This is a genomic window from Ferdinandcohnia sp. SAFN-114 (assembly GCF_059415045.1).
Genome location: NZ_JBPFDQ010000111.1, coordinates 1 through 16,213, shown reverse-complemented (window position 1 = coordinate 16,213; position 16,213 = coordinate 1). Strand labels below are relative to the sequence as shown.

Genomic DNA, 16,213 nt, shown 5'->3' with positions numbered 1-16,213 from the left:
CAAGAATAAAGATTGTTTTTTCAATTCTTCCAATCTCCCGAAGAGCTGTAGCTATTTTATTTTGTCTTGCATACGAACCTAATTTCCCCATGATTAATGATCCAGAAACTCTTCCTTCTCGAATTGAATGTGCTAGCCTTAATACATCATCAAAATTCTCTTTAATAACGTTTGTGTTAATCTTACCTCGAAGTATGCCTTTTATGTTTGGAAAATCGTTAGGAGAAGAAACGGTATATAATTTAGCATCACTTATATCTCTTAGTCTTGGTGCAAAACGAAACCCTAACAAATGACTTAATCCGAAAACTTGATCCGTGTAACCGGCCTTAATTGTACTAGTATTAGAAGTAGTTATTAACGTATCTTGCGATAGTAACTACTTCTTTTATATTTCATTAAAGAATTATTATTTGTACTATTAAATTTATGAATATATAGTATCTTACGAATTAGGGGGTGGAATGTTGAAAGTACAAGAAGTTCTCATTCAAGAGAAGAAAAGATATCTGTTAATTGATAAGAGAGGCTATCCGGTCATACCGGTTGCAAAGTATATAAAGTATTTAGATAACATTGGAAAAGCTGAAAATACACTAAAGTCATACTGTTACCATCTAAAGCTTTATTTTCAATTCCTAGAGGAAAGTCGGTTAAGATATCAAGAAGTGAACCTTGATATCTTGGCTCAATTCATCGGTTGGCTGAGAATTCCCGATCAATCTACAAAAGTCATTTACTTTGAAGAAACCTTAGCTAAACGATCAGAAAGAACAGTCAATACCATCATAACTTGTGTCATAGGATTCTATGACTATTTGACTCGTAATGAGGATTACGTGGGAAATGTAAATAATCAATTAAAAAAGCAGGCCCCAGGGCGTTTTAGGACGTTTAAACCCTTCCTCCATCACATTACAAAAGGGAATTCTTATGATAAAAACATTTTAAAAGTTAAGGAGCCAAAGCGTACAGTTAAAACGTTAAATAAAAACCAATTACAAGTAATTCATAATGCTTGCAGCAATATACGGGATGAATTATTGTTCCGTATTTTATATGAAGGTGGATTACGTATTGGAGAGGCCCTTTCTCTGTGGGTAGAGGATTTTGATATTGGTAAAAATGCTATTTCGGTTAGGAGATCCAAAACATCCGATGGAGAAAAACGAAAAGTCTATGTATCTATTGAGACTATGAATCTCTTTCAAGATTATCTAATAGACTTTCATTCTTACGAAATTGATAGCAATTATGTGTTTATCACCTTAACTGGACCAAATCGTGGTAAACCAATGACTGATGGTTCTGTACGTTCTTTAATTAAACGGATGAAGAAAAAAACAGGAATAGATTTTACCCCTCATATGCTTCGGCATACATATGCCACAGAGTTACATGAAGCAGGAGTAGATATTGCCATCATACAGAGATTATTAGGGCATGCACACGTTCAAACAACGATACAGACTTATATCCATGCATCCGATGAAACCATACGTGGAAGCTGGGAACAAGCTCAATCAAACAAAAAAATAGGAAGAAGAGATAAATAATGACACAGAGTACATTGAAAATAAAACCCCTTCCCCACCATCTGGAACAGATAAATGAACCATTACATGGATATTGGGCAAATGATGTATGGAATGTACAAGAATGTCCCATCCTGGATAAACATTATGATTGGAATAGAAAATTGATTTTTGATAAGGTACACAATCTTAGATTGAAAAATGAATTAAAATACTATTTTTATAAGGGATTAAAGGAGACAAGGATTTCGATTACCTATGCTTTCATGCATTATTCTCCATGTCTTAAAATTTTTACAGAATTCATCTCTCGATACTATGCCAATTTAGATTCTATTATTGATATACAGAAGGAAAAGTTTCTAACAGAATATCGAACATTTCTTGTAGAGAATGGAAAATCAGTTGAAATTGTACACCGGAAAAAGTCATCACCATGGTTGTCACCAACAGTTCAACCATCTTTGTATATTAGACTCTTTCTTCAAGTTTATGAATTTTATTATCAGCTTTATGATGAACGTGATGAAACAGACAAGGATTGTTGGGATGTACGAAAATTGAATATTAATTATAACAATACAATTAGTAGATATTCATTAGACTTTTCGAAGGTTCCACAACCTTATAGACAATTATTTAAAAAATATATAAAGACTCGCCTAGTTGTTCAGCAATCCATTAGCTTTTCTACAGCAATATGTTATTTAAATAGACTTTCGTTTTTCTTCACCTTTTTGAAGGGTAAACATCCTGAGTGGAAAGAATTAAACCAGCTATCCAGAATGGATATTGAGGAGTACATTGAATACTTGCGACATTCCACTATTAAAAAGGGAAAATATTTAATTAATCCAGATCACAATTATGTAAATCGTTTTTTAATAGACCTTAAAACGTTTATCTCATACATACAGAAATTCGAATGGGAAGAAGCTCCGACAAAGTCAGTAATTTCACTATTGTCAATTGAAGATATCCCTAAAAAGAAAAGAGCAAAAGCTGATGAAATTAAATATATCCCGGATGAAGTATGGGAACAGTTAATTTACCATATTAACCAACTTTCCTCAGATCATATACCTATAATTCTTCTAATGGAAGCTACAGGTTTTCGAATAAGTGACGTTTTATCACTTAAAATTGACTGCTTAGTAAATCAAGAAGATGGCTGGTGGATTATCGGAGATCAAAGAAAAGTAAGTTATAAAAATCATAAAGTTCCTATTTCAGAGGAAATTGCAAATGTGGTCCTAGCGCAGCAAGAACTTACAAAAAAGAGATCAACTTTGGACACGAACCCTAAGAAATATTTGTTTCCAACACTTAAAGGGAAAAGGATGGGTAATCCCATATCGCAAGATTCCATTAAGTTGAACCTTAATAAACTAGCTAACAGATGTAATATTAAGGACAAAGATGGAGAAATTTATTGGTTTAAAAATCATGCGTTCCGACACCGTTACGGTGTTAATTTGATTAATAACGGAATGAATATTCTTCATGTTCAAAAACTGATGGCTCATGCCAGTCCTGAAATGACGTTAGTCTATGCCCAAATTCATGATCAAACACTCCGTGATGAATGGGAAAAGGCTCGCGATATTGGCGCAGTAAGACTAGATACACATGGAGAAGTTATTGTCGCTAATTTAGCTCAACAGGCTGAAGAAAACGGAGTTGAACTGGAATGGATACGTCATAACATGGACTCCATTCGTTTAGATCATGGGTTTTGTGTAAAAAGCCCTAAACTTCATTGTGATTTTCTTGAACAGACATTAGAACCACCCTGTATTAAAAACAACTGCCGAAGTTTTCACGTTGACAAGACGTTTCTCGACTATTACCAAGAACAGATATCTAAAATGGAAGCTGATATTGGAGTATACAAAAAATCCGGAAGGTTACGTTCCGTTGAGTTAATTGAGCCCAAATTAAAAAGATATAAAGAATTAGCAAATGGTTTACTACATACTGGTGGTATCTTTGGTTTAGATAAAACCAGGCGTGAGTATGTTGGAGATGAACGTGAGAAGGTGATGCAAAATGTCTAATGAAAACCCAAATACCGAAGGTATTATAAAACATGCAAAGTTAAAAACGGAAAAGACCATTCAAAAAGTTGAAGAAGCGATCAAAAAGATGATAAAAAAACAAATAAAAATCAATTTTAACTCTGTTTCTGCAGAATCAGGGGTTTCAAAAGCATTTCTATACAGAAATACAGAACTCCGAGAACGAATCGAAACACTTCGCAATCAACAAGAAGGTCTCCCTTCAATAAAACAAGCTAAAAGAAATATGAGTGACGCATCTAAAGATGTAATTATTTCTTCCTTACGGAAGAGAATCAAAGATTTAGAGAAGGAAAATAAAGAAATTAAAGAACAAATGAAAATTAAATTTGGGAAGATTTATGAGGGAATTTAAGATCTACGATTTTCCCTCCCTGTTTGATTTTCTGTGTAATATGACAATGCCGTTAAAAGATAAGTTGTATTCAGCAATCGGGCCATTTTCTGGAACAATAGCTTTAAAGAAAATTGAATATAATGATAAAATTTAAGAGAGGTTGTGAAGCGTTGTACTTAAATTAACGGGCAAATTTAGGAAGGAGTCGTTTAAGATAAATAAAATTAAAACAATAGTTATCTGTACATCTATCGTACTAATAATTTTGTTTGGTATTACCTTTTTTGAATACATATTTTTAAGGTTACTCGGATTACAATATAATTCAATCAGTGCTTTAGTATTTTTCTTTGTTATGTATGTATTCCTTGAAATACCTCTCTCACTCATTACAAATGCGATACCAAAAGCTTTGAGATCTGTTGGTATTATTCAATCAAGCAACGGCTGGTTGTCATTTATTTTGAATACAGGTCTCACTTTTGTGTTAATGGAGTTACTCGATACATTTATGGTGAATATTGAGATTGCTTCGCAAGGTTCACTCATATTTGCATTGATTTCTGGATTTTTTAATTGGACATTAAGAGAAAATGATAAAGAACCACCAGATATTGATAGCAAAGACTTCAAGGAAATAGAGAATAAATTTGGCTCTCAAAAGTAAAGGAAGCGTTAGTAATAACTAAAGATTAATTTTGAAGCTTTATTATTTTTTAAAATCTTCCACAATCGAGCGCGATTGTGAAAGATAATGGCTAACGACTTTAAATCGTTAGTCATTTTTAAATCTTTCGTTAAGTACATGTCTACAATGAAAGAACACATAATAATTTTAATTTTTTTACAAAAAGGTATTGATAACCGGCCGTGTCTGTATAATGTTCTTCTATGTTTAAATCTGTCTCATGATGTAATAAACCATCCAAAACATGAATGGCATCCCTTGAATTAGTATGAATAATCTTTGTGTAGTAAGATGAGTATTGATCACTTGTAAATCGATAGATGGTGGCTCCTTTTCCAGTTCCGTAATGTGGGTTTGCATCTGCATGTAGTGATAAAACACCTAGCTGCATTCTCATACCATCTGACGAAGATGTTGTACCGTCGCCCCAATAGAAAGGCAATTGTAATTTGTGATGAAAATTTACTAATACGGCTTGGGCTTTATTCATGGCATCTTCATACATTCTCCATTGAGATACATTAGCTAGTTGTTTATACGTAAGTCTTGGTGTTGCTTCTGCCATTTTACTCAATCCAATATTCAGTCCCATTCCTAAAAGAGCAGCCATGATAATAATGGTTTCTTCTTTATCTGGTTTTCGATTATTGGAAGCATGAGTAAATTGCTCATGAAATCCTGTTATATGAGCAACGTCCATAAGTAAATCGGTTAATTTTATCCTTGGTAGCATCTGATAAAGGTTGGCACTAATTTTTTTTGCTTCTTCTGGAACATCTTTTTCTAAACGAGCAAGTGAAAGTTTTCCTTTCTCAAGTGATACACCTTCTAACTTGTTCCAATTAGTAGACATCCATTTTAACTTCTCATTTAGACTTTTTGTTCGCTCTGTGATATATCCCTCGAAATTAAGACTAACTGATAACCTTGTACTCTCTTTACTTTGGTTCCAATCATCTTCTGAAAATAAATATTCTTCAAAATCTCGATATTGCCTACTACCCACAATAGACACATCGCCAGATCGAACGTGCTCTCTTAATTCAGTTAAGACAGCCATTTCATAATAATGACGATTGATTGTCCCGTCAGCTTCATACAGATGTTTTTTCCAACGTTTTGAAACAAAATCTACAGGGGCTTCTTTTGGTACTTTTCGTTTTCCAGATTCGTTCATTTCACGTATAATCTCTACAGCCTGCAAAAGTGATTCGTTAGACTTGGTAGAATGAAATTCCAATACTCTTAATAAGGTCGGTGTATATTTTCTAAGTGAATAGAATCTTTTTTGTAATAAATCTAAATAATCATAGTCTACAGGTCGTGCAAGTTCCTGTGCTTCTTCTACTGAAGAGACAAAAGAATTCCATTCAATAACAGATTCTAAGACCTCAAAAACATCTAATTTTTCCTTTTTTGCTTTGATCAAAGCCTGTCCGATGTTCGTAAAGTGTATAACCTTCTCATTCAGCTTTTTACCATTTTGTTTCTGAATTTCTTCTTGAGCCTTACGACCTTTCGACAACAGACTGAGTATTTGTCTATCATGAATTTCAAAAGCTTTATCGGTTAAATCCTGAGTAAGATGTAATAAATAGACGGTCAATATCGAATATCGTTTATTTTCTTGAAAATCACGGAATGCATAAGGCTCATATCTAGAACCTAAGCGAGACAGCTGTAATAGGCGATTGCGATGAAAATGATTAATTTGCACCGTTTCTAATTCCATTCCTCGTATGTATTCGAGTCGTTCTATTGCTTTTAGAAAAGTTTCGGGTGAAGGATGACCCAGTGGTTCCTTTAACCAACCCAATATCGTTTTATTGGATTCAGATGGATGCTGCAAGTTAATGATCTCTTCAAGTTTTTCTTTTTGCTCATTTGTTAAAGATTTACAAACCGTATTAAATAGCTTCTTTTCAGCCATTGCCCTTGCCTCCCACACCATTCTTTCAATTGTAGTGGTTGCAGGCAGTATGATTTTGTTTTTTCTTAGAAAATCTATGCATTCATGTAATAGATGGATGGCATCACCATTTTCCAAAGCTAATTGATGAAGATGCTTAAATGTCATTCGATATTCTTTCAGAGTAAAAGTTACAAATCCGTATTCACTTCGAATTTCTTTCAAATGATCCCAAAGTGTATTTTCTCTTTGAGGATAATGACTAAGCGAAGATGGTGTGGTACTGATTTGTTTCGATATATAATGTATGACTGAATCTGGGATACTTTTAATATGGGTGTATGGCCAACCGGGATACCGAAGCACTGCTAATTGAATAGCAAACCCTAAACGGTTTTCCTCTCTCCTTCGCTTATTAATGATTTCTAAGTCCCGTTTGGAAAAAGTGTAGTAGGTTCCCAATATCCACTCATCTTCAGGGATTTGCATAAGAGCTAGTCTTTGATCTGAAGTAAGTAATTCTCTTCCTCTCGCAATTTTCATATTGTATCATCCCATCTCTACAATTATTCAGTTTATTAGTACAATTATATACCAATAGAGTGTAGTCTATTGATACAAGTTTAGAATACTGATAATATAAGGTGTTAGATAGTCTCATAAGACTTGTCTCAAAAATGAGGGGGGAAAATGAGGAAAATTGGATATGTTCGAGTAAGTTCTGTAGGTCAAAATCCTGCCAGACAAATTCAGCAATTAAAAGAAATTGGAATGGATATTATTTATGAAGAAAAAATATCTGGTGCAACAAAGGAACGAGAACAATTACAAAAAATGCTAGGAGATTTACGGGAAGGTGACACCATTTATGTTACCGATCTAACAAGAATCACTCGTAGCACAGAGGATTTGTTTGAATTGATTGAAATCATAAGAAACCAAAAAGCTAATCTGAAATCACTTAAAGATACATGGCTTGATTTGTCAGAAGAAAATCCCTACAGTCAATTTTTAATTACCGTCATGGCTGGCGTTAATCAATTAGAAAGAGATCTAATTCGTATGCGTCAAAGAGAAGGTATTGAACTTGCTAAGAAAGAAGGAAAATTTAAAGGGCGATTAAAAAAATACCACAAAAACCATGCAGGGATGAACTATGCAATAAAGTTGTATAATGATGGGAATATGACTGTAAAACAAATATGTGAAATCACAAATGTATCTAGGGCTGCGCTATATAGAAAATTATCAGAAGAGAAGAATTAACATTATAACCACGATACATTGTGAATTTTTTCACTTAAACTAAAGCACCCATATAGTTGAAGAAGGACGATAACCATACAAACAGATACCCATGTTAGAAACTTTGTTAATGGTCCCTCCAACAGGTGAAATTGAAATTAACCACGTTTGTTTCAACTATTTGTCGGGAATATCGTTGAAAACATGATAATGATATATTGGTGTTGAAGTGACATAATTGTTTTCACGTTATAAAAATATATTGATACTCTTTCAGAGAATAAAACAGCAAGGATTACGAGTTTCTAATGAAATGTTAAGTAACAAAAGTGGGTATTCGGATAATCATGTGGAAAAGGTATTCATCAGCACTTTATATTCCTTTATTCTGTTATACAGTTTTTGAAATAGTGTAAAATTGATCTTTATTTTTTGATTTTTTGGGGAAATCTATTGACAATATGGGTTATACCTTCTATTATGTAATCAAGATGTTTTTGGGTCTTTTGGGGGTGAAGATGTGGATTTGACCAAACGTAAAAAACAATTTCTTGATAAACTTATGGATTTGTACCAACAAACCAAGTTGCCTGTTCATTATGAAACCCTCGCCCAAAAAATAGGCGTGAGCAAATGGACAGCATATGACATGGTAAAAGAACTGGAGAAATTGCATTATTTAACACGCGATTATGCATTAAATCGGGGTGAAACTGGGAGATCCCAAGTGGTATATTTACCAACTGAGAAAGCGTATGATTTATTTACAGAGACACGTGTTAAAGAAATTAGCCTGGAAGAATGGGAACAAACAAAGACCAGTGTGAAACATTTTTTGGTTCGGTTAAACTGTTTGAGCCGAAGAGAAGCTATTCAGAAAATTTTAGAGGAAATTTCAATTACCAAAGTCCATATCACGTTTTGTGCTTATATTATCGGACTTTTACTTTTGCACCTTGAAGGATTGGGAAAAAAAACTGATGCCCTCATTAAAAATCTGGTTCATGGATCTCCAACAAGCGAAATGAAGTTGACCATGTTTGTGGGAACCATCGTGGGAACCATCATACAAAATATGAATGATGATATTGGTGTTGAAGTAACCGCATTGGTTTCACGTTATTTAACATACATTCATACCCTTTCAGAGAATGAAAAAGAAATGCTCGCCAATTTTCTTAATGAAAGGTTACTGTAACCATGGTCAATGGATTGGAATTGACCACTTATTTGGTCGAGTTTTTGGGTCTTTTGTGTGTTTTTAGTCATAAATATTTTATTTCCTACGAGGAGTGAAAACATGAAAATCAAAATTTTAGCTTTAATGACTGTTGGAGAGGTGTCATGGTGAAACGAGTAGGTATCTTAGGGATTGGGACATATCTCCCGGAAAATGTTGTAACGAATCATGATTTAGCTGAGAAATTAAATACAAGCGATGAATGGATTCGCTCCCGAACAGGCATTCTGGAGCGAAGGAACGCGCCCATAGAAATGCTCACTTCTGAAATGGCCACTGAGGCAGGGAAAATTGCGATTAGAGATGCAGGATTATCACCCAAAGACATAGGGATGATTCTCGTAGCCACTGTCACTCCCGATTATGCTTTCCCATCTGTTGCTAGCGTCGTTCAAGAAAGACTTGGAATTCCTTCGGGAACTCCTGCTATGGATATCAGCGCAGCTTGTTCTGGTTTCGTTTACGGAATGGTGACGGCAATGCACTTTATCCAAGCGGGTTCTTATCCATATGTTCTTGTCATTGGCGCAGAAAAATTCTCTTCCATTATTGACTGGGCCGACCGTTCTACTGCGGTCTTGTTTGGGGATGGGGCCGGAGCAATCGTACTCGGCTGCGTTTATGAGGACAGAGGAATTATTTCTTTTGAGTTAGGGGCCGATGGGGCCAGGGGAAAACATCTTTTGGCTGATCCGATGGTCTCCATGAGTGGAAGGGAAGTCTTTAAGTTTGCTGTTCGTCAAATGCCTCTTACTGTGGAAAGTGTTGTTCAAAAAGCCGGATTGAAGAATGAGGATATTGACTTCCTTATCCCTCATCAAGCAAATACTCGAATCATAGAAACTGCACGGGAACGCCTTGCTCTTCCTGAAGAGAAAGTCTCCGTTACCGTGAATCGATATGGCAATACTTCTGCGGCTTCCATCCCACTTTCCTTGGCATATGAAATCCAGCAAGGAACAATCAACGATAATGACATTGTTGTTTTAGTTGGTTTTGGTGCTGGATTGACATGGGGAGCAGTCTGTTTAAGGTGGGGAAAATAAAGGGAAATTGCCTTTAACAGAAGTGGACTATGGGTTGCATTGACCATTTTTTGGGTCTCTTGTGGGTTTTGTGTATACTGGTATGACTAAAAGGGGAGGTTATACTATAAAAAGGGAACCAGAGGTATCTAAGGAAGTAAGGCATCCACACGGAAAATTTCCGTTGCCTTTTTTGAAGAAGGTCGATCTGTGTTCTTCCCATACGATCATTCATTATCTTGCACTTGTTCTTTAAAAAAACGTAAATAGGAAAGGAAAAGAATAATGAAAGTGGGTTTAGCTTTAGGTGGCGGTGCCGTGCGGGGTCTAGCCCATATTGGTGTATTGAAAGTTTTACAAAAACATCAAGTTCCCATTGATTTTATTGCAGGAACAAGTATGGGAGGGGCGATTGGTGGGTTAGTTGCCGCTGGCTTTGATATCGAAGAAATTGAGGATTTTGTTCTTACGACTCCATCTTACCGTATTGTCGATATAGGGATTGGAAAACGAGGACTTGTTGCAGGGAATAAAGTATATGCGATGTTGCTTCAATTTCTGGAACAAAAAGGAGAAGATATCCGAATAGAAGAGCTTCCTATTCCGTTCCGAGCAGTAGCCGTAGATTTAAAAAAGGGGAAGGTCTTTATTTTCAATCAAGGAAGTTTGAGTTTAGCCATTCGGGCAACGACTTCCGTGCCCGGGTTCTTTGCACCTGTCAATTATGATGACAAGGTATTGGTGGATGGAGGGATTTTGAACAATTTGCCGGCAGATATAGCCCGAAATGAAGGTATAGATATCGTGATGGCTGTAGATGTGGAAAGGGAACACGAAGAACGAGAGCCACGTAATATGTTTGATGTGATAAACCGTTCCTTATCCCTTATGATGGTTGAAATGAGACGGAAAAATCTTCGTTTTGCAGATGTAATCTTCCGTCCTCAAGTAGGGCATTTTCAAGCATACGATATTACTAAGATTAAAGAATGCATAGAAGCTGGTGAACGGGATGCGGAACAAAAAATCATGGATGTGATTTCGTTAATCAATAAAAAAAAGTACTAATCTTATGAGGAGGATCCCCAGAATGAAAAACATGATCAGAAAAGGAATGGCATTAGGATTAGGACTTGTAGTGACGAGTAAAGAACAGGCTGAAAAAATGGTAGATGAGTGGGTGAAGAAAGGGGAATTGAGCCGTGAGGAGTCAAAAGAATTTGTTGACCAATTATTACAAAAAGGCGAAGAAACGCAAAAAGAGTTGGATCAGATGATAAGCAAAAGAATCAAAGAATTGTTGGGTGAATTAAGTCTAGCTTCCAAAGATGATATTCAGCGATTGGAACAACGGTTGGATCAATTAGAGAACCGAGAAAATAAACCGGATTGAGATAAAAGATGGTACCCTGGTTGTTACGGAAGGAGGGTCTCCTATTTTTGAAAAAAGAATTCGACATTTTCAACGCTATCGAGATATCGTAGCGGCATTTTCCCGCAATGGATTCGGTTTTTTGATCAAGGAATTAGGACTTCTTGAACTTCTTTCCTTGCCTAAACGGTTATTTGTCGAAGACTATCCAGAGATTCATACAAAAACGTTGGGTGAACGGGTTCGATTGTTCTTGGAGGAATTGGGACCAACCTTTGTTAAAATGGGGCAGATTGCGAGTACACGTCCGGATTTAATTCCTGCTGACATCATTCATGAGCTGGAGAAACTCCAAGATCGTGTGCCTCCCTTTTCATTTCAAGAGGTAAAAACTATTATCGAACAAGAGTTAGGTGGGGCGATAGACTCTGTATTTGAAGAATTTCATGAATCTCCCCTTGCGGCGGCTTCTATTGGACAAGTCCATTTCGCGGTTTTGAATTCTGGTGAGCGAGTCGCTGTAAAGATCCAACGTCCTAACATCAGAAATATTATTGAAACTGATTTAGAAATCCTTCAAGAGTTAGCGATGCTAGCTGAACTACGGTTGAATTGGGCGGCTCGATATCAGATACGGGATATGGTTGAAGAATTTTCCATGTCTCTTCGAACTGAATTGGATTATACCATTGAAGGACGAAATGCGGAAAAGGTCGATAAACAGTTTGAAAACGATCCGAAAATTCGTGTCCCTAAGGTATATTGGGATTATTCAACGCAAAAAGTGCTGACGATGGAATACGTTGAAGGGAAAAAATTGAACGAAATTAAAAAAAATGATTTTAAAGGATATAACTGTAAGGTCTTGGCTGAACGGTTAGTTCGTGCTATTTTCCATCAAATTTTGATCGAAGGCTTTTTTCATGGAGATCCTCACCCGGGGAATATCTTAGCATTACCAGGAGAAGTCATCGTTTTTATGGATTTTGGTATGGTTGGCCGCCTTACTCCGGAAATGAAGTCTCATTTTGCCTCTTTGGTCATTTCGATGATGCGTCAAAGCACGGACGGAGTGATTAAAGCGATTACCCGCATGGGATTGGTGCCTGATGATGTCAATATGCAGCGATTAAGATCGGATGTAGATCAGCTAAAGGAGAAGTATTACGATGTCCCTTTAAGCCAGGTCAGTCTTGGTGAGGCGGTAAATGATCTTTTTTCTGTAGCCTATCAACACCATATTCAGATTCCAGCAGATCTAATCTTATTGGGAAAAACACTTCTTACCATCGAAGGGACGGTGGAACAGTTAGATCCCGAACTTAGTATCATCAAAGTGGCCGAACCTTTTGGTCGCCAGCTGTTAAAGGAACGTTATCACCCCAAAAAGGTAGCCGAAAATGTTTTAAACCACTTGTTTGAATATGCGGAAATACTTACGGAATTGCCGAAATCTATCCAAGAATTGACATCCGTATTGAAAAAAGGGAAAATGCGCATGGAAATTACAATTCCCGAACTTGATCTGTTTTTAACTAAATTAGATCGTATTAGTAATCGTTTATCCTTTAGTATTGTCTTACTTGCTTTTAGCATTATTATGGTTGGACTAATTATTGGCTCTGCATTGAGTAGGCAATCGACCCTTCTCTGGAACATACCGGCTATTGAAATTGGATTTGGAGTAGCTATATTGATGTTTCTTTGGCTGTTATATTCCATATTCAAATCGGGGAGATTCTGATTTATTATTATTTATTTGCCGGAAAAACATAACAGGACAGAGACATAGTTTCACATTTGGACGGAGATTCTTACACTATTGTTTTTCGCCTATAGCGTACTTGGAGTAGAGATTTCTTCGAATATTTCCAATAATGAGAAGTTATATGGTGCTGATATTTACACATTGACTAAGGCAATGGAAGAGGGTTCCTTTTAGCCCTCTTTCCACACGATTTCCGAATACCCGTAAAAATTGATTATCTTAATTCGCATTTGATAAGAAGTCTCGGAAAAGAAACACAAGACATTTTTGAGGAAAAGATTACATTCCCTCAATTTATCGTACTTCAATCTATATTCTAAAGCTAAAAAGTGTAACTTAAAGGATATAGTTAACGAATTAGGTACTACAACAGGAGCTGCATCGTTATTAATTGATAAGATGACTAAATTAGATTATGTCGTTAGAGAAAGAGATACAACCGATAGAAGACTTATTTGGCTTACTTTCTTAGAAAAAGGCGAAAATTTATATAACCAAATCACCAAAAAAAGAAATGAAGTTTTAGAACATTATTTTAGTAAGTGGACAGAGGAAGAAACACAAACGTTTATGAATTTACTAAACAAAGCGTTCTCGGAGAAAGGGGAATAATAGTGAAGTCATTTTTTTCCACTATTAGTAAATGGACAACAGAGAAATCTTTTTTATCTATTATTTTAATAACCTTAATGACAGTAATTATGGTTATTGGAGCAACAAAAATTGAAGTAAAAACAGGTCAAGATATGATGATTCCATCAGATGACCCTGTTTTCCAAGATAATCTTCGTTTTCAGGAACAATTTGGCGGTGAATCTATTTTTGTATTGTTATCGGGAGACAAAAAAGAGATTCTTGCGTCAATTGATGAAATGAACGCCATACAAAAAGAGTTAAATAAAAATACTTTAATCGATACTGTATTTAGCCCTGCTTCAATGGTTGAGTTGGCTGTTGATAAAGCACAGCAACAGAAGGAAGCCTTTGAACAACAAATTAATCAGACAGTTGATGAGGCGATCAATCAAGCTGTTCAAGTAGCAAAAGAACAAGGTGCTTCGGAAGAGATGCAAGCAAAGGTAGCAGAAGAAACTAAATTACAAGTAATGCAACAGATAGAAGCACAATATGGTGCTCAAATGAAACAAATGACAGAAATGGGCGAACCATCTTTATCAAACGAAGATTTTATTAAAACCGTTCTTTTTGATGAAAATGGTAATGTTCAAGAAATGGCTAATAAACTTTTACCACAAAACGGAGAACACGCACTTATTGTTATAAAATTAGCTGGAAATTTATCCATTGATGAAATGAATCAAGCTGTTATTGATGTCGAAGATACATTTAAGGAAAAAGACATTAATGGACTAAAATCACTTGTATCAGGTACTCCAAAACTAACGCAAGCTATACAAAATAGCATGACTAAAGATATGGCAGTTATGCTTGGTCTTTCAGTTGTTCTTATGTTAGTAATCTTATTGATTGTGTTCCCTGTTAGATGGCGCTTATTATCTTTACCGATTGTACTTCTTGGAATTGTTTGGACATTCGGTTTGATGGGGTATTTAGGTATTCCACTAAGTATGGTAACAATGGCAATTCTTCCAATCTTAATTGGTCTTGGTGCCGACTTTGCGATCCAATTCCATAATAGATACGATGAAGAATTCACAAAAACAAGCAATGCTAAAGAATCCGTTATTACTTCAATTAAGCATATGGGACCAGCTGTGGGTATTGCTGTAATTACAATGGCAGCAGGCTTTATTACCTTATTAGTTTCTAAAGTTCCAATGATTCAAGATTTTGGTAAAATGTTATCCATTGGTGTCTTTGTCCTTTATGTTCTTGAATTATTTTTGATGTTTTCGATCTTAAACATTCGTGACCGAAAACAAAAGCATTCTGTTAAAAAGCAACATTCTAATAAGATAGAAAAAGCTCTTGGGTGGTTATCAAGAAAAGTTGTTGCCTATCCTCTGATTGTTTTATTATTAGCAATTGGACTATCAGTTGGTGGTTTTACATTTGAAGATAATCTTAGAGTGGAAACAGATATTGAAAAACTTATGCCACAAGATTCCCCAGCATTAATAGGTTTAAATGAAATTCGAGATACCATAGGTTCAACAATGGAAGTGAATTTTATGGTTGAAGCTGAAGATGTAACAAGACCAGAAGTTCTTCAATGGATGAAAAATTTCGAAGAAAGTCAGCTTAATAAATACGATACTATTGAATCTTCATCAAGCATTGCATCAGTAATGGCTATGATGAATGATGGTCAATTACCTTCTAATCAAGATGAAATAGAACAATTAATCACTTCCTTTCCAGAAGTTATGAAATCATCAATGGTCACAGAAGATAAGAAAATGGCTTCCATTACTTTTAGTGTTGAAAATATGGGAATGGAAGAGCAAAAAGAATTAATAGAAGCCATTGAAAACGACATACAATCACCTGATGGTGTAGAAGTAACTTCAACGGGTATGATGGTTCTTGCAGTTAAAAGCATTAGCACTTTAACAGATAACCGCCACTTCTCAACTTTCTTAGGAATTGGGGCAGTATTTTTAAGTTTACTTGTTCTGTACCGTCGTATAAAACAAGCGTTGTATCCAATCCTTCCAATTGTGCTTGTAATTGGTTGGTCTGCGGCAATGATGTATTTCTTAGATGTAGCAATCAATCCCTTAACTGCTGTTCTTAGTGCATTGATATTAGGGATAGGTACTGAATTTACGATACTACTCATGGAAAGGTACCAAGAAGAGAAAGAAAAAGGAATAGAATCTCAAGAAGCTATGGTAACGGCTATGACTAAAATTGGGCGTGCGATTACAGCATCTGCGTTAACAGTTATTGGTGGATTCAGCACCCTCATCTTTTCTGATTTTATCATGTTAAAAGCCTTTGGGATTACAACGGTATTTGGACTAACCTAAAATAGTGAGACAATATAAAACACCTCCAAAATGGCAATACTTGAGATAAGTATTGTGACATT

At 35.6% G+C, this 16,213-nt stretch carries 12 protein-coding genes and 2 pseudogenes; 12 read left to right on the top strand and 2 right to left on the bottom strand.

Translation table 11 applies throughout. The features are described 5' to 3' along the window. Positions 1–337 (bottom strand): annotated as a pseudogene (locus ACR65M_RS23930) (Tn3 family transposase); the annotation flags it as partial. 127 nt (positions 338–464) lie between these two features. Here ACR65M_RS23930 and ACR65M_RS23925 point away from each other — a divergent pair. The 4 genes from ACR65M_RS23925 (at position 465) to ACR65M_RS23910 (ending at position 4,617) form a co-directional block, all read left to right on the top strand. Beyond that, a complete protein-coding gene (locus ACR65M_RS23925) occupies positions 465–1,556 on the top strand; it encodes a tyrosine-type recombinase/integrase (RefSeq protein ID WP_061794291.1) in 1,092 nt (363 codons plus the stop codon). Continuing rightward, positions 1,556–3,592 carry a tyrosine-type recombinase/integrase gene (locus ACR65M_RS23920; RefSeq protein WP_061794292.1) on the top strand — a complete coding sequence of 679 codons (2,037 nt, stop codon included), beginning with the start codon at positions 1,556–1,558 and terminating at the stop codon, positions 3,590–3,592. The genes ACR65M_RS23925 and ACR65M_RS23920 overlap by 1 nt, the downstream gene beginning before the upstream one ends. Beyond that, on the top strand, positions 3,585–3,968 hold the full coding sequence (locus ACR65M_RS23915) for a DUF6262 family protein (RefSeq protein ID WP_061794293.1): 384 nt from the start codon (positions 3,585–3,587) through the stop codon (positions 3,966–3,968). The genes ACR65M_RS23920 and ACR65M_RS23915 overlap by 8 nt, the downstream gene beginning before the upstream one ends. A 196-nt stretch (positions 3,969–4,164) precedes the next feature. Next, entirely contained in the window at positions 4,165–4,617 is a 453-nt protein-coding gene (locus tag ACR65M_RS23910) for a YrvL family regulatory protein (protein WP_061794294.1), read from the top strand. A 193-nt stretch (positions 4,618–4,810) separates the two neighbouring features. On the opposite strand, the pseudogene ACR65M_RS23905 reads toward ACR65M_RS23910, so the two are convergent. Beyond that, positions 4,811–7,090 (bottom strand): annotated as a pseudogene (locus ACR65M_RS23905) (Tn3 family transposase); the annotation flags it as partial. Positions 7,091–7,237: 147 nt separating this feature from the next. Between ACR65M_RS23905 and ACR65M_RS23900 the strand changes: the two are divergent. The 8 genes from ACR65M_RS23900 (at position 7,238) to ACR65M_RS23865 (ending at position 16,151) form a co-directional block, all read left to right on the top strand. Next, positions 7,238–7,813, top strand: coding sequence for a recombinase family protein (locus tag ACR65M_RS23900; protein WP_440274596.1), 576 nt, complete (start codon positions 7,238–7,240; stop codon positions 7,811–7,813). Between the two features lie 499 nt (positions 7,814–8,312). Further along, positions 8,313–8,990: a LexA family transcriptional regulator gene (locus ACR65M_RS23895; protein WP_440274595.1), complete on the top strand. Its 678-nt coding sequence runs from the start codon at positions 8,313–8,315 to the stop codon at positions 8,988–8,990. A 146-nt stretch (positions 8,991–9,136) separates the two neighbouring features. Further along, entirely contained in the window at positions 9,137–10,078 is a 942-nt protein-coding gene (locus tag ACR65M_RS23890) for a beta-ketoacyl-ACP synthase III (RefSeq protein WP_440274594.1), read from the top strand. A gap of 264 nt (positions 10,079–10,342) precedes the next feature. Continuing rightward, entirely contained in the window at positions 10,343–11,125 is a 783-nt protein-coding gene (locus ACR65M_RS23885) for a patatin-like phospholipase family protein (RefSeq protein ID WP_440274593.1), read from the top strand. A 22-nt stretch (positions 11,126–11,147) separates the two neighbouring features. Beyond that, positions 11,148–11,450 carry a phasin family protein gene (locus tag ACR65M_RS23880; RefSeq protein ID WP_440274592.1) on the top strand — a complete coding sequence of 101 codons (303 nt, stop codon included), beginning with the start codon at positions 11,148–11,150 and terminating at the stop codon, positions 11,448–11,450. Positions 11,451–11,493: 43 nt separating this feature from the next. After that, positions 11,494–13,173, top strand: a complete 1,680-nt coding sequence (locus tag ACR65M_RS23875; RefSeq protein WP_440274597.1) for an ABC1 kinase family protein — start codon at positions 11,494–11,496, stop codon at positions 13,171–13,173. 291 nt (positions 13,174–13,464) lie between these two features. Next, on the top strand, positions 13,465–13,809 hold the full coding sequence (locus ACR65M_RS23870) for a MarR family winged helix-turn-helix transcriptional regulator (RefSeq protein WP_440274591.1): 345 nt from the start codon (positions 13,465–13,467) through the stop codon (positions 13,807–13,809). A 2-nt stretch (positions 13,810–13,811) separates the two neighbouring features. Continuing rightward, entirely contained in the window at positions 13,812–16,151 is a 2,340-nt protein-coding gene (locus ACR65M_RS23865) for an efflux RND transporter permease subunit (RefSeq protein ID WP_440274590.1), read from the top strand. Positions 16,152–16,213: the final 62 nt, after the last annotated feature.